19 protein-coding genes and 1 tRNA gene are annotated in these 20,272 nt (G+C 56.3%); 3 read left to right on the top strand and 17 right to left on the bottom strand.

Annotated elements, in window-relative coordinates; all coding sequences use genetic code 11:
- Positions 1-4: 4 nt before the first annotated feature.
- From ybeY to AH68_RS04225, 4 genes are all read right to left on the bottom strand, one after another.
- Positions 5-550: an rRNA maturation RNase YbeY gene (ybeY, locus tag AH68_RS04240; RefSeq protein WP_003835085.1), complete on the bottom strand. Its 546-nt coding sequence runs from the start codon at positions 548-550 to the stop codon at positions 5-7.
- Positions 547-1,686, bottom strand: a complete 1,140-nt coding sequence (locus AH68_RS04235) for a PhoH family protein (protein ID WP_039197937.1) — start codon at positions 1,684-1,686, stop codon at positions 547-549. The genes ybeY and AH68_RS04235 overlap by 4 nt, the downstream gene beginning before the upstream one ends.
- A 38-nt stretch (positions 1,687-1,724) precedes the next feature.
- Positions 1,725-2,060 (bottom strand): histidine triad nucleotide-binding protein, encoded by a 336-nt coding sequence (locus AH68_RS04230; RefSeq protein ID WP_003835089.1) that lies wholly within the window; start codon positions 2,058-2,060, stop codon positions 1,725-1,727.
- Positions 2,061-2,142: 82 nt separating this feature from the next.
- Complete coding sequence (locus AH68_RS04225) at positions 2,143-2,940, bottom strand: 16S rRNA (uracil(1498)-N(3))-methyltransferase (RefSeq protein ID WP_039197935.1); 798 nt, start codon at positions 2,938-2,940, stop codon at positions 2,143-2,145.
- 120 nt (positions 2,941-3,060) lie between these two features.
- On the opposite strand from AH68_RS04225, the gene AH68_RS04220 reads away from it, so the two are divergent.
- A tRNA-Leu gene (locus tag AH68_RS04220) sits at positions 3,061-3,150 on the top strand.
- A gap of 164 nt (positions 3,151-3,314) precedes the next feature.
- Here the strand turns inward: AH68_RS04220 and AH68_RS04215 are convergent.
- Positions 3,315-4,454, bottom strand: coding sequence for an IS1249 family transposase (locus AH68_RS04215; RefSeq protein ID WP_039197933.1), 1,140 nt, complete (start codon positions 4,452-4,454; stop codon positions 3,315-3,317).
- A 167-nt stretch (positions 4,455-4,621) separates the two neighbouring features.
- Here AH68_RS04215 and AH68_RS04210 point away from each other — a divergent pair, with 167 nt between their 5' ends.
- A complete protein-coding gene (locus AH68_RS04210; RefSeq protein WP_236682453.1) occupies positions 4,622-5,449 on the top strand; it encodes a TrmH family RNA methyltransferase in 828 nt (275 codons plus the stop codon).
- Between the two features lie 147 nt (positions 5,450-5,596).
- Positions 5,597-6,841 carry a glucose-1-phosphate adenylyltransferase gene (gene glgC / locus AH68_RS04205; RefSeq protein ID WP_039197929.1) on the top strand — a complete coding sequence of 415 codons (1,245 nt, stop codon included), beginning with the start codon at positions 5,597-5,599 and terminating at the stop codon, positions 6,839-6,841.
- Between the two features lie 82 nt (positions 6,842-6,923).
- Here the strand turns inward: glgC and AH68_RS04200 are convergent, their stop codons facing one another.
- The 12 genes from AH68_RS04200 to aroC form a co-directional block, all read right to left on the bottom strand.
- Positions 6,924-7,511, bottom strand: coding sequence for a metal-sulfur cluster assembly factor (locus AH68_RS04200; RefSeq protein ID WP_039197927.1), 588 nt, complete (start codon positions 7,509-7,511; stop codon positions 6,924-6,926).
- 131 nt (positions 7,512-7,642) lie between these two features.
- A complete protein-coding gene (gene sufU / locus AH68_RS04195) occupies positions 7,643-8,194 on the bottom strand; it encodes a Fe-S cluster assembly sulfur transfer protein SufU (protein WP_039197925.1) in 552 nt (183 codons plus the stop codon).
- 5 nt (positions 8,195-8,199) lie between these two features.
- The gene (locus tag AH68_RS04190) at positions 8,200-9,474 is read right to left on the bottom strand and encodes a SufS family cysteine desulfurase (protein WP_039197923.1); all 1,275 of its coding nucleotides are present in this window, start codon (positions 9,472-9,474) and stop codon (positions 8,200-8,202) included.
- Positions 9,471-10,250, bottom strand: coding sequence for a Fe-S cluster assembly ATPase SufC (gene sufC, locus AH68_RS04185; RefSeq protein ID WP_039197921.1), 780 nt, complete (start codon positions 10,248-10,250; stop codon positions 9,471-9,473). The genes AH68_RS04190 and sufC overlap by 4 nt, the downstream gene beginning before the upstream one ends.
- A gap of 18 nt (positions 10,251-10,268) precedes the next feature.
- Positions 10,269-11,492: a Fe-S cluster assembly protein SufD gene (gene sufD / locus AH68_RS04180; protein WP_039197919.1), complete on the bottom strand. Its 1,224-nt coding sequence runs from the start codon at positions 11,490-11,492 to the stop codon at positions 10,269-10,271.
- A gap of 5 nt (positions 11,493-11,497) precedes the next feature.
- The gene (gene sufB, locus AH68_RS04175) at positions 11,498-13,018 is read right to left on the bottom strand and encodes a Fe-S cluster assembly protein SufB (protein WP_052189144.1); all 1,521 of its coding nucleotides are present in this window, start codon (positions 13,016-13,018) and stop codon (positions 11,498-11,500) included.
- Positions 13,019-13,174: 156 nt separating this feature from the next.
- Complete coding sequence (locus AH68_RS04170; protein WP_039197917.1) at positions 13,175-14,857, bottom strand: L,D-transpeptidase family protein; 1,683 nt, start codon at positions 14,855-14,857, stop codon at positions 13,175-13,177.
- 146 nt (positions 14,858-15,003) lie between these two features.
- Entirely contained in the window at positions 15,004-16,665 is a 1,662-nt protein-coding gene (locus AH68_RS04165; RefSeq protein ID WP_004221727.1) for a CTP synthase, read from the bottom strand.
- Positions 16,658-16,861 (bottom strand): hypothetical protein, encoded by a 204-nt coding sequence (locus AH68_RS04160; RefSeq protein ID WP_039197913.1) that lies wholly within the window; start codon positions 16,859-16,861, stop codon positions 16,658-16,660. The genes AH68_RS04165 and AH68_RS04160 overlap by 8 nt, the downstream gene beginning before the upstream one ends.
- A gap of 80 nt (positions 16,862-16,941) precedes the next feature.
- Entirely contained in the window at positions 16,942-17,391 is a 450-nt protein-coding gene (locus tag AH68_RS04155) for a type II 3-dehydroquinate dehydratase (RefSeq protein ID WP_039197912.1), read from the bottom strand.
- Between the two features lie 18 nt (positions 17,392-17,409).
- The gene (locus tag AH68_RS04150; RefSeq protein ID WP_039199811.1) at positions 17,410-19,029 is read right to left on the bottom strand and encodes a bifunctional shikimate kinase/3-dehydroquinate synthase; all 1,620 of its coding nucleotides are present in this window, start codon (positions 19,027-19,029) and stop codon (positions 17,410-17,412) included.
- A gap of 17 nt (positions 19,030-19,046) precedes the next feature.
- Positions 19,047-20,240, bottom strand: a complete 1,194-nt coding sequence (aroC, locus tag AH68_RS04145) for a chorismate synthase (protein WP_039197910.1) — start codon at positions 20,238-20,240, stop codon at positions 19,047-19,049.
- Positions 20,241-20,272 lie beyond the last annotated feature (32 nt).

Here is a 20,272-nt window from a genome sequence, read left to right as displayed (position 1 = left end):
ATCACTATTTGGCGATCTGCCGCCCGGTACCATGCTCCCGATCCCATTCGGCAAGCGCATCCGGCGCTCCCGACGGAAGAATTGCCTGCGCTCCCGATCCTTGGCGGAGAGCAAAGAAGGTGAGCAGCAGTTGACGCTGCAGGCCGAACATCTGGCGCTCCTGTTCCGGTGTCGCGTGATCGTATCCAAGCAGGTGGAGAATGCCGTGGATCGTCAGAAGCATCATTTCCTCCATGGTGCTGTGTCCGGCCGCAAGCGCCTGCTGGGCGGCCACCCATGGGCAGATCACGATGTCCCCAAGCACGCCTTCCATCACGGTTCTGCCGTCTCCTGGGCGCAGTTCGTCCATGGGGAAGCTCATTACATCAGTCGGTCCTTCAAGGTTCATCCAGCGCATATGCAATTGGGCGATCGGATCGGGGTCGACAAACATGATGGTCAGGTCGGATTGCGTGCTGACTCGCATCTGGTCCATCACCCATATGCCGAGATCGGAGAACACCTTGCCGTCAATCTGCCAGACGGTTTCGTTGGTTACTTCAACGCTCATTCAGCGTTCCTTTCGATTTGCTCGTCCGTTTGCTTGGATGTGGTTTTGCCTGCGACGTGCCGACTATGGTCACCGGCAATGGCCGCGTGTCGATCATAGGCTGCGACGATTTTGCCGACCAGCGCGTGTCGTACCACGTCTTCCGGCTTGAGATGGGCGAACGCTATGTCGTCGATGCCGTCAAGTATGCGTTCAATGGTGGCAAGACCGGATTTCGGTACTGTCAGATCGACCTGCGTCACGTCACCCGTGATGATCATTTTCGTGTTGAAACCCAGTCGTGTCAGGAACATCTTCATCTGCTGTTCGGTGGTATTCTGCGCTTCGTCGAGGATCACGAACGCATCGTTGAGCGTGCGTCCACGCATGTACGCAAGCGGCGCGACTTCAATGGTACCGTCGTCCATGTAGCGTTTGAGCAGGTCCGCTCCAAGCATGTCGGAAAGCGCATCGTACAGCGGTCGAAGATACGGATCGACTTTTTCGTTCAGTGTGCCCGGCAGGAAACCGAGGTTCTCTCCGGCTTCCACCGCAGGTCTGGTCAGGATGATGCGTCGCACCTGCCGATCCTGAAAGGCGCGAACCGCCTTGGCTACTGCAAGATACGTCTTACCTGTACCAGCGGGACCAATGGCGAACGTGATGGTGTGCGACTCAATGGCATTGATATAGGCGACCTGACCAGCGGTTTTCGCGCGGACCGGCTTACCAAGCGCAAAGGTGATCACTCCTGGCACGTGCGGCTTGCGGCGGTCTGCGGCATGCTCACGTTGTGCGGCACGCCCCTGCTGCCTATCAGCCAAACGTAGTCCCTCCACTACACGCCCATGCCCCGGGCGCGTGGCTCGAACGGGGTTTTTCAACACATTTTGATCGAGCATGCGTCGCACCGTGTCGGCGTCCATCGGAGCCGTATATGCGGCTTGAATGATGTTTTCAATCACATGTTCGGCCTGTGCGGCTTGGGATTCAGATTTGTTGGAACGTGACATGATCGCGATACGGTCGCCTCTGACGATGATGGTCAGGTCGGGGAACGCTCGTTCCACTTCCCGGAGAACCTCGTCGACCGGCCCAAGCACGGTTACCGGATCAAGCTGTTGGGGAATCGCGATGGTACGTGTAGTGGTGGCCACAAAACCTCTTCTAACGTTGATATATAGGGAAAAGAAAGCTATTCGTCGAGTTTTTCACCGGTCAGCACGTGGGCATGCACATGGAATACGGTCTGTCCCGCATCAAGCCCGGTGTTGAAGATCAGACGGAAGGCGCCATGGAATTCCTTGTCTGCGATGTTCTGCGCGACTTGAGCCATGTGGGCAAGCTGCTGCGGATCGGCCGCCGCGAGCTCGGCCACGTTCGCATAATGCTCACGAGGCACCACAAGCACATGGACTTTGGCCTTCGGATTGATGTCCTTGAACGCGTAGGTGGTATCGTCCTCATACACCTTTTCGCTTGGAATCTCTCCTGCGATGATCTTGCAGAACAGGCAATCCTTGTCGCTCATAATGCTCCTTAATGCTGGGAAACCGTCATGACCATGCTATTGCGCAACCGGGATAATCCACGGCAAATCGTCGGCAGTGGCATCAAACGAAACGTCCCAACGCCCGTGCGAGCAGCGACAATGCGACCGGACCGGCCGTGGACGCCCGCAGAATGTTACTTCCAAGCACGCATACTTCGGCTCCGGCATTGGTGAAAGACTCGATTTCCGCGTCGCCGATACCACCTTCCGGCCCGACCACCACGTACACGGTACGCTGACGCCCGTCTTGTAGACACTTGTCGGAAAGCGCCGCGATCGACTCCTCCAGCTGGTTCCAGGTTTTGGTGGCATCCTGGTGCAGCACGATTACCATATCGCCGCGCACGCAGGCACGTTTGCATATGGCGACCAGCTGCTTGCTGGTCACGCACTCCCCCAATTCAGGCGTCCAGGAACGTCGCGATTGTTCGGTGGCCGCCTCAAGCACTTGCCTCCACTTCTTGCCGGTACGCCCTACCTTCCATTTGGCGATGGAACGATCGGCCTGCCATGGAATTACCTCGTCCACACCGATCTGCGTTGCCGTGTCGATGGCCTGTTCATCATGCCCCGTTTTGGTCAACGCCTGAATCAAAGCGAGTTTGGTGATGGGCTGCGGCTCCTTGCTGAAGCTCGACACTTGTGCGATTCCCTGCTGCGCGTCGCACAGCACCGCATGGATGCGCAATCCCCTACCATCGGAAAGCTGCAACTCATCACCGTCTTTCAGACGCATGGCCTGAATGGCGTGGCGACGCACCGATTGAGGCAACGTCAATTTCCATCCGGCGTTCAGCTCATCGCTGTTCACAGGCACATCATCATGTTCCGTATCAAGCAGAAAAAGGGCATCAGTCATAGTTCCAGAGACTACCAGCACCTCGGATACTAATGGCGGAATTCCGCGCGACACGCCGAGACTTGCATCACGCCAAGCATCTGCTATAGTTTTCATTCGTTGCCGGTGAGCAACGCACCTGTCCGGGTGGCGGAATGGTAGACGCGCTAGCTTGAGGTGCTAGTGCCTATTTATACAGGCGTGCGGGTTCAAGTCCCGCTCCGGACACCAGCAAAACCCCTTGGAAACAAGGGGTTTTCTTGTATCTGAAAGGCTATTCGGCGAAAGATCGGTCACATGCAGTTCATCCATCTTGATTCCATTGACGACGAGCGCGTGGCGGCATATACAAATCTCAGGGTTATTGGCCAAAATGTGTGTCTGGTGGTATGGGGTTAGTCGGTGGTGTTGGGGTATTTTACGCGGGTGTGGAATTCGTTCCAGTCGATGCCGGTGCCGTACCGGTTGGGGATGCCGTAGGTTTCGTATGCGCCTTGTGGGCTGTGTTCCCATGCTTTGCGGTAGAGTTCCTCGATCTGCTGGTCACTGATGGCGTTGGTTATGAGCCATGAGGCTGGTTTGGGCTGTCGGGTGTGTTGATAACACCACCAGCAGATCGCCTTGATTCGGCGCAACAGGCTTAATCCCCGGTGGTGGCGGAGCATGTCGCGGATCCGCCCGTTCCATGACTCGATGAGGTTGTTCGTCGCTGGGATCGGCGTGGTGCAACCCTTGGGTGGTTCCAGGAACGTGAACAGGTGGTTCTCGCGGATACGTCTGCGGATCATGCGTTTGGCTTTGACGAGGCGTTGGTGCTGGTCGGCTATGGTACCGTCCGCGTACGTGCTCTTCTCGTCAAGGAACGCGTCGTACGTTTGCTCCCACTGGTTGTAGGAGGCGAGCCATGCGGCCGCGGCATCCGTGTCCGTCACGCGGCTCAAGGCGACAGCAATCTTCCGCAGTTGTTTGCCTGCCTCGGACCTTGGCTTGATTCCGGTGAGCTGGGTGATGTTCATGCACACGTGAAACAAGCACCGCTGCACCTTGGTATCAGGCCAGTGCTCGCGCAATGCCTTCAGAATGCCACCGCCCCCGTCGACCACCACCGCCAGTGGCGGGGCGATCCTGGCCATGAGATGAGCCCACGCGGCAGCGGTCTCGCTTTTGGCGACGTACCAGCCGATCACATGCCCGCAGGCGATCGCTATCAACACGACCGCATCCCGATGCAAGTGAATACCGTCCAAATGCACCACGTCATACACCTCGTCGACCAGCGGAACCGGCGGCCACAGGCTCCATAACAACTCGTTCATCCGGCGCAGCGTGCGCGCCGGGATCGCATACTCGGCCTGGCTTTGCTTGGACAACAACCAGCGCAGCGACGTCTCCAGATCCGCCGCCCGCCGATCATAGCCGCGCGACAGCGAGCTACCGCAGCCGGGATCCTTGCACCGCCAGCGCGTCCTACCGGCCGAGGTCTTTCCGTTCTTCTTCATCGTGGTGTGACATCCGGGACACAGAGGAATTCTCATACCTTTCAGACAACCACATTCAAACGCTCCTCACGCCTACTGTTATAAGACGTCCCAACCGGTTTCAGACACACATTTTGGCCGACCTGGAAAGTCCCCTCCATCACATTCAAATACCTCCAGACCCTTGCAGCACAAGGCCTCAGAGACAATTCCAGACACACATTTTGGCCAATAACCCAAATCTCACGGAAATCCAGCTTCGCAACAAGCTTGAACCCAGCAAAGGCCTGTTCATCGCGGAATCGCCAAAAGTCATCGACAGGGCGCTTGCCGCCAACCGAGAGCCGATATCGCTGCTGGTCGAAGAACCGTGGATTGAAGGCATGGCTGAAACCTTCATGCTCATCGACAACCGATGGGGCACCGACATTCCCGTGTACGTGGCCTCCCCCGAACAGCTCAAGCAGCTGACCGGCTATCGGCTGCACCGAGGCGCGTTGGCTGCGATGAAGCGTTGGCCTTTGCCCAGCGTCGAGGAAGTCTGCCGAGGAGCACGCCGCATCGCGGTCATGGAAAATATCGTTGACCACACCAATGTCGGCGCGCTTATGCGCTCCGCGGCCGCGTTGGATGTCGACGCCGTGTTGGTGACGCCTTCTTGCGGCGATCCGCTGTATCGGCGCGCCGCCCGCGTGTCGATGGGCACGGTGTTTCAGATTCCGTGGACGCGCATCGGCGGAAATGATAAGCATTACTGGCCGTTCACCGGCATGCAGGAATTGCACGATCTTGGGTTCACGACCGTTGCTATGGCTCTTGAAGACGACTCCATTTCGTTGGAAGAGCTTGTTCGCCGCTTGAACAATGCCGACGACGAAAAAGACCATATCGACAAGTTGGCGCTGATTTTCGGCACTGAAGGCGACGGCCTGTCGCATCACACCATCTCCCGTGCCAATCTGACGGTGAAGATTCCCATGAGCCACGGAGTGGACAGCCTTAACGTCGCCGCTTCGAGCGCCGTAGCCTTCTATTCAACAGCTGTTCACTGAAACAATCAGCAAATTTTCAAGACTCGCGGTGCAAACTCCTTGCATGTTGCAAAAAATATGCAATTATTGAGTGCGTAAGCGGTTTGCGATGATGCAGACCGACCAATGTGTGCGGTGTCGTAACGACGCTCTAGGAGAGGAGTTCTCATGGCGAAGAATCCGAAAATTCTTTCCATCGTTCTTGCAGGTGGTGAAGGCACTCGTCTGATGCCTTTGACCAGGGACCGAGCAAAACCGGCCGTTCCATTCGGCGGTGTGTTCCGACTGATCGACTTCCCGTTGAGCAATCTGGTCAATTCCGGCTACATGCAGACTGTGGTGCTCACCCAGTACAAATCCCATTCGCTCGACCGGCATATTTCCACAGTGTGGCGTTTCTCGCCGCTGCTCGGCAACTATGTCTCCCCTGTTCCTGCCCAGCAGCGTCTCGGCAAGCACTGGTATCTCGGCTCGGCCGACGCCATCTATCAGACCATCAACATCATCGAAGACGTGCAGCCAGATATTGTGGTGATCGTCGGCGCCGACCACGTCTACCGCATGGACTTCCAGCAGATGGTGCAGCAGCACATCGAATCCGGTGCGGAGTTCACGGTTGCGGGTATTCGCCAGCCGATCAGCCAATCCAACCAGTTTGGCGTGATCGAGGTTGATCCGGAACACCCGAGCATGATCAAAAGCTTCCAGGAGAAGCCGCAGACCACGACTGGTCTGCCGGATGATCCGAACTCCATCCTCGCTTCCATGGGTAATTACGTTGCCAACACGGACGCCCTGTTTGAGGCTTTGGCACTCGACGAAAAGGCCGAAGACACCAAGCATGATATGGGCGGCGACATCGCCCCGTACTTCGCGGCTCGCAATGAGGCCGGCGTCTACGACTTCAATTCCAACGAGATTCCGGGAGCGACACCGACCGATCATGCCTACTGGCGCGACGTGGGTACTCTGAAGCAGTTCTACGATGCACATATGGATCTAATTTCCTATGTGCCGGAGTTCAACCTGTACAATACCGAATGGCCTATCTACACGCTGTCCGGCAATTTGCCGCCTGCAAAGTTCGTCCATGCCGGTCGTGACCGTCTTGGACACGCCACCGATTCGATCGTCTCCCCCGGCGTCATCGTGTCGGGCGGCGAAGTGCACCATTCCGTGCTTTCACCAAACGTGCGTATCCACTCGTGGTCACAGGTCGTCGATTCGATTCTGTTCGACGGCGTGACCATCAATCGTCGGGCACGCGTCTACAAGGCGATTCTCGACAAGAATGTTGTGCTTACCGAGAATTCGACCGTCGGTATCGACACTGAACATGATTTGGCTCGTGGCTTCACCGTCACGCCGGAAGGTATCACTGTGGTGCCGAAGGGTACCGTGGTCGACGACTGACGTTCTGCCGCACACAGAACAAAAGCGTGCTTCCCAGCGTCGGGAGCACGCTTTTTTATGTCGTTTTCATGTTGCTATATTGTCAGTATTTCGGAAGATTGTCGAAGTTGAATCCAAGCGCAGCCAACTGTTCGCGCCCTTCCGGAGTGATCTTTTCCATGCTCCAACGCGGCTGCCATGTCCAATCAATACGGAATTCCTCAACGAGACCGGCAAGGGTGCTTGCGCACTCGTCTTCAATCAAATCGGTCAGCGGGCATGCCGGAGTGGTCAGCGTCATTGTGATGATGGCACGGCCAAGCTCATCGATTTCAATGCCATATACCAAGCCCAAATCAATCACGTCAATGCCGAGTTCCGGATCAATGACCTGATGTAGTGCTTCCTTCACATCGGCGGCAGTCGCACGTCCGATATCATCGACAGCCTTCAATGCGATGCCGTCATCCTGCTCTGCGGAACAGCCGCATGCTCCAGCATGATTGCCACAGCCACAAGCATCCTGCTTGATGTTCTCGTGTTCGATTTCCACTAGTTTGCCGTCCTTGAATCCTTTGGCGAGATTAGGGTTAAGCATGACGCGACGCGCAGCGGCCTCGTCATTGCCCAATGCCTTGGCAACGGAATCGAAAATCGAGGCTTGCGGTTCTGGTACCAAGGTATCACTCATTGTCGCTCCATATTTGATTCGAGTATATTCTTGTTGAGTAGCCTATCGTGTTGACTGGAGTTTGTCGCCGGTGTTTCGTTCACTGTAGGCACAACGCACGAAACACCGGCCCACTTGCGGAAAGATGCTTGTCACGCTTTCGCAGACAACGCCTTAGCCACGGAATCCTTCATACCTTCCCAACCAAGCAATGCGCATTTAATGCGCATCGGATACTTGGACACCCCTTGGAAGACGATGCCGTCCTCAAGGGATTCTTCCGCGGATTCATCATCCAGTCCCTTGCCACGTGATTCCATGAGCTTATGGAAGATATTTGCCAAGTTCATGGCCTCATCCACGGTTTTGCCTTCCACAAGGTCGACCATCACCGAGAGGCTGGCCTGTGAAATGGAACAACCATGACCGTCCCACACCAGTCGTTCGATAACATGCGGCTCTTGGTCGGAAACCTCCACGTGCACGGTGGCCTCGTCTCCACAGGTCGGATTGAACTGATGGGACTCGCCAGGAGTGCAATACTCGTGAACCGCTTGAACCGTGGCATTTCCCGTTTGGAAGGCATTTTCAGAAGCCAGATCTGGAGCGAAATGCTCCTTGCCATGCGGATTCTTTGAGGCTTCGAGAATGACCTCTTGGTACATCTGCTCGAGATCGTCGCCAGACATTGCAAAATCACTCATATGTGTTACTTAACTCCAAAGAACGGACGGACCTTCTTCAACGCCTCAACCAACGCCTGTGCGTCTTCGACGCAGTTGTAGATGCCACTGGATGCACGGTTGGATGCATATACACCGAAATGGCGGTGCACCGGCTGCGCGCAATGGTGACCGACACGGATGGCGATGCCCTGCGCATCGATGAACTGGCCGACGTCATGCGGGTGAACGCCTTCGATCTCGAAAGCAACCGTGCCGATACGTTGCTCATTGGCATGCGGTCCAAGAATGCGTACGCCCTCGATCTGCCCCATCTTGAGCAGTTCGCCTGCGATAACGCGTTCGTGGGCTTCAAGATTTTCCATGCCAATGTTCATTAGCCACTCGGCTGCAACACCTGCTGCTACGACTTGGGCAACCGGCTGCGTACCCGCCTCGAAACGTGCCGGAGGTGCCATATATTGCGCTTCCTGATCCATCCAGGCAAGTTCTACCATCGATCCGCCGAAATTCGCCGGAGGCAACGCTTCGAGCATCTCACGCTTGCCATATAGGAAGCCGACGCCTGTTGGACCGTACATCTTATGCGCGCTCCATGCAGCGAAATCCACGTCCAATGCATGAAAATCGATCTTCAGGTGCGGCACAGACTGACACGCGTCAAGCACAACCACTGCGCCCACCTCGTGCGCACGCTTCACAATCGGCGCAATATCGGTGATGGCACCAGTGGTATTGCCCACATGGGTGACGGCCACGATTTTCGTGCGCTCGGTGATTACCTTATCTGCGGTATTGGCAAGGATTCGTCCTTCATCGTCCAGATCAAACCATTTCAGTGTCGCTCCGGTACGTGCGGCAAGTTCCTGGAATGGCAGCAACACAGAATGATGCTCAGCCTTGGATACGACGATCTCGTCTCCCGGCTTCACAGCGAAACGTCGTGCCGCTTCTCCCCCACGCCCTTGGGATGCGTTGCCGAAGGCGGTCGCCAACAGATTCAATCCTGCCGTGGCGCCGGAAGTAATGACGATCTCTTCCTCGCCTTCAACCGTATTGGCGCCGACAAGACGCGCCACCTTGGCACGCGCCTCCTCGAACGCCATGGTGCTACGTGCGGCAAGTTCATGCGCTCCACGATGCACACCGGCGTTGATGGTGCGATAGAAATCGCTTTCGGCGTCGATCACGCATTGCGGCTTCTGCGAAGTCGCCGCGGAATCCAAATAAACGAGCTGATGGCCGTGAATCTTCTGATTAAGAATCGGGAATTCCTTACGGATCGCTGCGAAATCAGTCATGCCAGCGCGCTTTCGGAGTCGGCGCCTTCCGGCAGGTATGCGTCATAGCCGAATTCCTCAAGCTCGTCGGCCAGTTCAGGACCACCAGTCTTGACGAAGTGGCCGGCCGCAAACACATGCACGATATCCGGCTTGATGTACTTGAGGATTCGCGTGTAATGCGTGACCATGAGGATGCCGAACTGGTTGGCTTCCTTGGCGCGGTTCACGCCCTCGGAGACGATACGCAACGCGTCGACATCCAAACCAGAGTCGGTTTCGTCAAGGATGGCGAACTTCGGCTTGAGAAGCTCGAGCTGCAGCACTTCGGCACGCTTCTTCTCGCCGCCGGAGAAACCCTCGTTCACGGAACGGGTGGCGAACTTCGGATCCATCTTCAGGCGCTTCATCGCTTCAGACAGTTCCTTGGTCCAGGTACGGATGGCTGGAGCCTTGCCGTCGACTTCGGTTCTTGCGGTGCGCAGGAAGTTGGTCATCGACACACCCGGCACTTCGACCGGATACTGCATGGCTAGGAAGATGCCTGCCTTGGCTCGCTCGTCCGGAGTCATCTTGAGGATATCTTCGCCGTCTAGCAGCACCTGTCCGGAATCGACCACGTACTTGGGATGGCCCGCTAGCGTGTATGCCAGCGTGGATTTGCCGGACCCGTTCGGCCCCATGATGGCATGGGTTTCACCGGAGTTGACGGTCAGGTTCACGCCTTTGAGAATCGGCTTGATGCCGTCCTTGGTTTCGACGTGCGCGTACAGATCTTTAATTTCAAGAGTTGACATGGTTTTCGCTCCTACGTTCTACTTCTCTTCCAACACCTGGGCGATTGCGTCGCTTTCGCCGCGTGCCAGGCGCTTGTCGATAACGTTCATGAGATGTTCGCTGATTGCGGGAATGCCGATTTCCTCAACGAGTTCGCCGAAGAAGCCTCGCACCACAAGTTTGCGGGCTTCGGTTTCCGGAATACCGCGGGACTGCAGATAGAACAGCTCCTCATCGTCGAAGCGCCCGACGGAAGAGGCATGTCCGGCTCCGATGATGTTGCCGTTTTCAATTTCCAGATTCGGTTCGGAATCGGCGATCGCGCCCGGAGTAAGTACCAGATTGCGGTTGAGCTCATACGAGTCGGTACCCGGCGCAGTCGGAGCGATCAGCGCGTTGCCGACCCATGTGGAGTGCGCGCCCTTGCCGTCAAGAGCGCCTTTATATACCACACGACTCTTACACTCGGGATGGTTGTGCACAACCATGGTGCGATGTTCGATATGCTCGCCCGGATCCACAAAGTAGATGCCAAGCATATTGAGATCGCCTTGGTCGCCGCCGAAATCCTGATCCATACGGATTCGAACAACGTCGCCGCCGAGCGTGACCACGGAATGGCGCAGGGAAGCGCCCTCCCCCAAGTGGATACGCTGGTTGCCCACATGCTTGGAGCCCTTGTTCCACTCCTGAATGAATGTGGTGGACACATGGGAGTCCTTACCTGTGAGGATCTCCACACCTTCGGCGATACGTGCATCGCCGTCATGCTCTACAACAACATCAGCGTGGGTGCGGTCAGCTGCGATGATCACCAGATGGAAAGCATCCAAGTCGGTTCCGGCACCATGCACCTTGACAAGCACTGGTTGCTCGATTTCACCCCCAATACGCAGAATTCCAGCGCGGGATGTGGAATTCCATTGCACCGCGGATACGCGATCGCAAGGCTTGGAAACAATCCCTGTATCGGCGTCTCCCGGCTTGCCTTCGCTATAGGTCACGCCTTCAGTAAGAGCCGTGCCGTCGATCATAGTGACGGCAATCTGGGTTTCGTTCGACGGCGTAAACGGTTCAAAAAATTCTTCGACGCGTTCCACAGGGGTATAGCGCCAATCATCCTGCTTGCGGTCGGGCACTTCGAATGCGTCCACATCAAATGAACGCGGCGAACGATCCGCCGAAGAGGGCATGGCTGCCGGATTCGCATACGGATCATTCGGATCCGCAACGGGAATATTGATTTCCTGAGTTTGTGCCATGGTGATCAGCCCACCGATCCTTCCATCTGCAGTTCAACCAGTCGGTTCAGTTCAAGCGCGTATTCCATCGGCAGCTCACGGCTGATAGGCTCCACGAAGCCTCGCACGATCATGCCCATGGCCTCGTCTTCGGAAAGACCGCGGCTCATCAGGTAGAACAGCTGGTCTTCGGAAACCTTGGAAACCGTAGCCTCATGTGCCATGGAAACGTCGTCTTCGCGCACGTCCACATGCGGGTAGGTGTCGGAGCGGCTGAACTCATCGACAAGCAGTGCATCGCATACCGTCGAGTTGGACGATCCTTCGGCACCCTTGACGATTTTGACGAGACCGCGGTATGCGGAACGTCCACCGCCGCGGGAAATCGACTTCGCCACGATGGTGGAACTGGTGTGCGGTGCAAGATGAATCATCTTCGCACCGGTGTCCTGATACTGGCCCTTGCCTGCGAAGCCGAGCGACATGGTGCTGGCCTTCGCATACGGCTCGGCGAGAATGCAGGCCGGATACTTCATGGTTGCCTTGGAACCAATATTGCCATCGACCCATTCCATGGTGCCGCCTTCACGCACGTAGGCACGCTGCGTCACCAGATTGTAGACGTTGTTCGACCAATTCTGCACGGTAGTGTAGCGCACGCGGGCATGCGGCTCGACGAAAATCTCCACCACACCGGAATGCAACGAATCGGTCGAGTAGATCGGTGCGGTGCAGCCTTCCACATAATGCACGTACGATCCCTCATCGGCAATAATCAACGTGCGCTCGAACTGACCCATATTCGGCGTATTGATACGGAAGTATGCCTGCAACGGAATATCAACATGCACACCCTTCGGCACGTAGACGAACGACCCGCCCGACCATGCGGCGGTGTTCAATGCCGAGAATTTGTTGTCGTTGCTCGGAATGCACTTGCCGAAATACTTCTTGACGATTTCCGGATACTTCTGCACCGCGGTGTCGGTGTCGACGAAAATCACGCCTTGGTCTTCAAGATCCTTCTGGATTGAGTTGTAGATGACCTCGGATTCGTACTGTGCCGCGATGCCGGAGACAAGACGGCTTTTTTCCGCTTCGGGAATACCGAGCTTGTCATACGTCGCACGAATCTCGTCAGGCAATTCCTCCCAAGTCGTGGCCTGCTTGTCGATCGGCTTGACGTAATACTTGAAATCGTCGGCGTCGAAATCCTTTAGATCGACACCCCATTGAGGCATCGGACGGTTAATGAAATCGCGATAGCCTTCCAATCGCTTTTCCAGCATCCATTCCGGCTCGTTCTTATCTGCGGAAATAGCGCGCACGACATTCTCGTCAATGCCTTTTTTTGCCGCTTCTCCGGCGAAATCCGTGTCATGCCATCCGTACGTATAGTCGCCGAACTGCTGAATGATCTCGTCATCCTGCTTGATTTTGTCTTCATTCACTCGCGTGCGATCAGCCACATACTGGCTCATCTCCACGTCAGCCGCGGCGTTGGGCGCTTGGTTCTCTGCCACCGTACGCTGCCTCCAATCACTCATTTGTACCTATGACAACCTAACAGAACGTGGGGCTAAATACTAGCTCCCCTTTCGCTATTCGGCAATGATTTGTCGTGATTTATCTTACATAGCGTAAAGGCGGAAGCCGAACATTCAGTCTTCCGCCTTTGCGTCTTTCTGCCGTTAGCCCGCATATCAGGCCTGAACGTGAACCGTCGTTCCCATCAGGCACCAATTGTAGAACCATTCAGCCTGATCCCAGCCGACGCCGACGCAACCATGGGATGTGTTTTTCCCCATAGCCTGAATACCGCTGTCGTTAAACGCGCTTTGAGTGGCGATGCGATGAATCGCGCAACCTGTTTTCGAGAAATAGTTGACGAATCCAACATCCTTGACATCCCACTTCTCGGTGTTTCCGTCCGATAGGGTAAGCGTGCCGCTCATATCTTGGGACTGGTACTTGAGCCACACTTTGAAGTCGCCGTCAGGCGTGCAGTTGTCGTAGGAGTTCGGATCGCAGTAGGTTGGCGTGCACAAGTCGCCGCTCGGCTGGCACTGGCCCGTCTGATAATCATTGCCCTGACCGGCAGACATATGCATGACACGGACGGTCTGCCCATTTTCAATGGCTGTAACGGTATGTGAAGACAAGCTGACTACCACGGTACGCGTGGTTTTTTTCTCATTCTGTGGGTCGCAAGTGCCTTGAATACTTACTGAATCAGAACCTTTGGCAAACGCCTCAGCGGCATCACGGCCAACATTGGTGTCGCTACCATCAGTAACGGTTATACCATCATGCCCAGCTACATTGGTTTGCAGCACATCACCGACACTATTAACGATGACATCACCATCAACTCGATCCGCATGGAAGTTCGATTTGATGGAATCATTATAGTATTGCTGCAATTTGTCACCGTCGATGATCAAAGAGCCATTTCGGATTTGATTATCGCCGAGCTTCTCACTATCCGGTCCAAGCGTGATAGCCGATGCAATGGACTGCGCACCGAATTCCGCCACTTTATGGTCGCCGATCTTGATAGCCACCGGCTTCGCTATCCACGCGTCAGCAGAAGCTTTGGCCTCGTTGGCTTGGTCATCCGTGATGACGGGATCAGTAACCTTATTTTTAAGAGTCACCATTTGAGCGGTCTGCTTGCCAAAGGACTCAAGCACGTTCTTGGCTTCTTTGACGATATCCGTCACATCGATACCAGTCCCCTGCTGACCTGGCGTCACATCGAAGGCGGTACCATCCGCGTTGAGCTGTAGCGACGGGTTGGTGGCGGACACGGACTGCACTCCCAACATGTCACCTACCGTCTGGGCGCTGACTCGAGAATCATCGAAAGACTCGACGTCGACATCCTCACGGGTCCAGAATGCATACTTCTGAAAGAAGGAATCGTCACGTTTTGTGTTCATCACATTTTCGGCGATGGATTCCGCGTCAACGGCAACGCCAAGATCCTTCAACGTGACTTTCTTGCTCGTTCCCTCATAGGAAACGGGAACCGTCAATGACTCCGCCGTATCGGAAATCTCTTGGACGATATGATCTCGAGATTGCCCTGTCATGGACTTGCCCCAAAGAGTAACGCCTGGCAACGCATGTGACTGGAAGAACCAGTATCCACCTCCGGCCACGGCACCAATAAGAAGCATCACCGCAAGAACAATCCACAGCCACAACAGATGGCGCTTCTTGCTGGCATTCACAGTCAACGCTGCGCCATCATCAATGGGATCGGCCGTTTCGGCAAACGAATCCAAGCTCACCTGAGAGATGACTTTTGGTTCATCGCCCATGTTCGGGAAGGCGAACTTACCGTTGCCGCTTTCCGGAGAATCCATATCGTTCAAGCTCATGCTCCCTCGTAAAGGTTTTTCATTACGAATACATCTTGTTGGTAATTCAAGGCCAAGCCCCTATTATGCAACATGGCCATGAACTCCTTTGGACTCATGACCATGTTGCATATCGAGTTATCCGACGTTAATCACAATTCGTCGATTTAGCGCTCCTGCTGGTGGTCCAGAGCGGCCTTGACCAGACCTGCAAACAGCGGGTGCGGCTTAGTCGGGCGGGACTTGAACTCAGGATGAGCCTGAGTGGATACATAGAACGGGTGCACTTCACGAGGAAGCTCGACGAACTCGGTGAGTTCGCCGTCCGGACTCTGGCCGGAAATACGCAAACCCGCTTCACGCAGACGATCCTTATATGCCACGTTCACTTCGTAACGGTGACGATGACGTTCAGTGACATGCGTGGTGCCGTACAGTTCCGCGACGATGGAACCTTCTTCAAGCTCAGCCGGATAGGAGCCAAGACGCATGGTGTGTCCCATGTCACCATTGCCGGCGACGATGTCTTTCTGCTCCTCCATGGTTGCGATGACTGGGGTCGCGCAATCGGGCTCGAACTCGGTGGAGTTCGCGTCCTCCAAGCCGAGGACGTGGCGGGCGTATTCGATGACCATGGACTGCAGGCCGAGGCACAGGCCGAGGGCCGGCAGTTTGTTCTCACGGGCGAACTTCAGGGCACCGATCTTGCCATCGATGCCACGGATGCCGAAGCCTCCGGGAACGACGATGCCGTCGACCTGGTCGAGCGCAGCGGCCGCGCCCTCCTCGGTCTCGCACTTATCGGCGGCGACCCACTTGACGTTCACCTTAGCATAGTTGGCGAAACCACCGGCCTTGATGGCTTCGGTGACGGACAGGTAGGCATCCGGCAGATCGATGTACTTGCCGACGATGGCGATGTTCACCTCATGCTTCGGGTGGTGCACGCGCTCCAGCAGATCCTCCCACTCGTCCCAATCGACATCGTGGAACGGCAGGCCGAGTTCGCGCACGACATAGGCGTCGAGGCCTTCGTCGAACAGGGTCTTCGGCACGTCGTAGATGCTCGGGGCGTCCACACAGTTGACCACGCCTTCGGAATCCACGTCGCACATCAGGGAGATCTTGTCCTTGATGGACTGGTTCAGCGGGCGATCGGAACGCAACACCAAGGCGTCCGGGGAGATGCCAAGCTGGCGCAGCATCATGACGGAGTGCTGGGTCGGCTTGGTCTTGAGCTCATGAGCCGCGGCAATGTACGGCACCAAGGAGACGTGCACGAACATGCAGTTCTCGGCGCCCAGATCGCGGCGGACCTCACGCGCGGCCTCCAGGAACGGCTGGGATTCGATGTCGCCGACGGTGCCACCGATTTCGGTGATGATCACGTCGACGTCGTCGGAGGCCTGCGCACGCATACGGGACTTGATCTCGTTGGTGATGTGCGGAATGACCTGCACGCACTGACCGAGGTATTCGCCGGCGCGTTCCTTGCGCAGCACTTCCTGGTAGATCTGGCCGGTGGTGACGTTCGCCTTTTGGCTCAGGTACACGTCAAGGAAACGCTCATAGTGGCCGATGTCGAGATCGGTTTCGGCCCCGTCTTCGGTGACATAGACTTCACCATGCTGGAATGGATTCATAGTGCCCGGATCAACGTTGATGTACGGATCGAGCTTCTGCTGCAAAACCTTGATGCCGCGGCTACGAAGCAGGCGGCCGAGGGAGGAGGCGGTCAGGCCTTTGCCGAGAGAGGAAACGACGCCACCGGTGACAAAAATATGCTTGGTAACGTGCTCTTGAGAATTGCCATGTTGTCTTCTAACCATGGAACTTCAGTCTATCAGCGGTATAAGACGCGGCGTGTTTCTTCGATCCGATGGCCCCGCTATCAGAAACCACAAGTCTCTTGATGACGGGCGCGCTGTCGATATCGGGCTTGTAGTAGATGGTGACGCTTCCATCGTTCGGCAGTGTCCCGTCATCTTCCTGGTTCTCATCAGGATCGGACGGATCGGTGATCACAATACATGCCGGACGCCCATCGGAAGGTATCCGGCATGTATTGCGCAGCTTAGGCAGTCCCGATCAGAAATCGAAAAACATTACTTGGCTTCCAACAGATGCGCCACGGCTTCCAACGCCAGCTTGTAGCCGTAGAAGCCCATGCCGGTGATGGTGCCGGTGGCGACCGGTGAAATAACGGAGCGTTTGCGGAACTCGTCGCGCGCGGACGGATTGGAGATGTGCACCTCCATCAGCGGCAGACCCTCGTCGATCACCATGTGGGCGGCGTCCGCAAGACCGTAGGAGTAATGGGTGAATGCGGCGGGGTTCATCACAATGGGCGTCTTTTCGTCGGCAGCCTGATGCATCCAGCCGATCATTTCAGCTTCGTCATCGCTTTGACGGACTTCCACGTTAAGACCAAGCTCCTCACCCCACTGCGTGCACAAGCTACGCAAGGTTTCAAGATCCTGCTTGCCATACACGTCGGGCTGACGCACACCAAGACGGCCGAGGTTCGGCCCATTGACGACCACTACTTTAGTCATGTTCAAACTCCCTTGTTATTACTGCTGAATGCGACGGAACGCTTCTTCGACGGCGTCCGCGGGTGGATCCTCAAGATGAATGGGCTTCCCCACGCCTTCGAGCACCACGAAACGAAGCTTGTTGCCGCGGGCCTTCTTGTCTCGATGCATCAAAGCGAGCACATCGTCCCACGTACCGTTGTTCCAAGACGTTGGCAATCCCAGCGATTCCAGCAGCGAACGATGGTAGTCCACAAGATCCTGATCGATGTATCCCAGAAGATGCGACAGTTCGGCCGCATACACGCAGCCGACCGCCACCGCGTTGCCATGACGCCAACGGAAGTGCTCAAGCTTTTCGATGGCATGGCCGAGCGTATGCCCATAGTTCAGGAATTCTCGCAGTCCCGCCTCCTTGAGATCGGCGGACACATGGTAGGCCTTCACGCCCACGGTATGTTCGATCAGCTCCGCGACCACATCCTTCAGATCGGAATCCAGAAACGCCGACCCGTCAAAGGCACGCAGTTCATCGGCATGATTCTCGAGGATCTGCAGGATCTCCGGATCCATGATGAAACCGGACTTGGCAACCTCACCCAAGCCTTCGATGAAAATGTCGTTCGGCAACGATGTGAGCGACTTCAAGTCGGCGAGCACTCCGGCCGGAGTGTAGAACGAACCGACCAGATTCTTTCCCTGCGGCGTATTGATGCCGGTTTTACCACCGGTCGAAGCATCAACCATGGCAAGCATCGACGTCGGGCAGTTCACATAGCGAATGCCACGCATCCATGTGGCTGCCACAAAACCAGCCAAATCGGTTGCCGCTCCACCACCAAGACCGACGATCGCGTCGGAACGGGTAAAACCCTCATCGCCCAAGCGCTGCCAAATGCCGTTGGCTACCTCGATGGTCTTGCCAGCCTCCGCATCGGGAATGACAATGTCGTACGCATCATAGCCCGCCTGACGAAGCAGCGTGCGCGCACGATCCGAATGACGCTGCACCGGCTGGGTGTGGATAAGCGCCACCTTGACGGGCTTGCTGCCCAAAACCTGTGCAAGCTGTCCCATCACACCCTCGCCGATACGAACATCGTACGGCTCGATGGTGGAACCGGTGACATGTACTATACGTTGATCAATCATTTCCATCAGCTTTCTCGCAGCCACCTGCGGAGACTGGCCGCGTGTGCCCACATGCACGTTCGCCACGCGCCTGAACACCGGGTCACGTTCCTTATAGAGTTTCTTCCAACGCATATTGGCATCACCGCTGAGCATCGGACGACCTCCACCACGATTCGCGCGTTCCATGGCCTCTTCCGGATCAGCCATCAAATACACGACCTTGCCACCAGACGCAACATATCTCGCCAATCCCTCCTGGATGGAAGGTGTCATCGGCGCGCCCCCGCCCAAGGAAAAGATGCCATCGAAATCCTCAAGCATGTCAAGCACAACGTCGCTTTCCAGTTTACGGAATTCCAACTCGCCGTACTTTTCGAAATACTTGGGGATCCGCATTCCCGCATCATATTCGATCTCATTATCGGCATCGGCAAACGGCAAATTCATCATCTGCGCCACTTCCTTGCCGACACGTGTTTTGCCCGCACCCATCATGCCGATGATCACGGCGACAGGCCTGTGCATACCAGCCATGAAACGAATCACCTCATATGCTCAGGCCAAGAGGCAATGTACTGCTCGGCATTGCGCTTGGTCTCGGCAACGCAGTCGCCGCCGAACTTCTCAAGCACATACTGCGCGATGGTCAGACGTACCATCGCCTCGGCCACAACCGCGGCCGCCGGAACCGCGGTGTTATCAGAACGCTGGTTGATGGCTTGCGCCGGTTCGCCTGTGGTCACATCAACGGTTCGCAGCGCCTTCGGAATGGAAGGAATTGGCTTCATGGCCGCACGCACCACAATCGGCTGGCCGTTCGACATACCACCCTCGATGCCACCGGCACGGTTGCTCAGACGAGCGATACGACCATCCTCACCCACCACCATCTCATCATGGGCCTGGGAGCCAGGGCGCACGGCTTCAAGGAAGCCGTCACCGATTTCCACACCCTTGATGGCCTGAATGCCCATCACAGCGCTTGCCAAAGCCGCATCAAGACGGCGATCCGACTCGACATAGGTACCAACACCCGCAGGAACGCCGTATACTACAACCTCAATCACACCGCCCAACGTGTCGGCGTTCTCTTTCGCCTCATCGATGCGGGTGATCATCTGCTTTTCCGCTTCCTTATCAAGCGTACGCACCGGAGAGGCATCCAATGCTTCAAGATCCTCCGGCTTAGGAAGCGTGGCCTGCTGCGGATCGGCAATGCCCGCACCGCCAATGGAGAGCACATGCGAAACGGTGCGGATGCCGAATGTCTGCTCCAGGAACTGCTTGGCAACCTCGCCCAGCGCCACACGCGAAGCCGTCTCACGTGCGGAAGAACGTTCCAGTACCGGACGAGCGTCATCAAAACCGTATTTGCGCATGCCGGTCAAGTCAGCATGCCCTGGGCGCGGGCGGGACAGCGGGGCATTGCGTCCCTCACGAGCGATCTCATGATCAAGCGGGTCGGCGCTCATCACTTCAGTCCACTTCGGCCACTCGGTGTTGGCGATTTCAATGGCCACCGGGGAGCCGATGGTCTCACCGAAGCGCACACCAGTAAGCATACGAACCTTGTCCTGCTCGAACTTCATACGTGCGCCACGGCCATATCCAAGACGACGACGCGCCAACGCGCCAACAATATCCTCTGTCGTGATGTGGACGCCCGCAGGCAGCCCTTCGATCATGGCGACAAGCGCCTCACCGTGCGACTCACCTGCTGTCTGCCAGCGCAACATGCCAACTCCTTTTCTTCCGAATGCAACTAGTG

This window comes from Bifidobacterium catenulatum PV20-2 (genome assembly GCF_000800455.1).
GTDB classification, from domain to species: Bacteria; Actinomycetota; Actinomycetes; order Actinomycetales; family Bifidobacteriaceae; genus Bifidobacterium; species Bifidobacterium kashiwanohense_A.
Note: the sequence above shows the minus strand (reverse complement) of the source record. Positions and strands in the feature narration are given on the sequence as shown.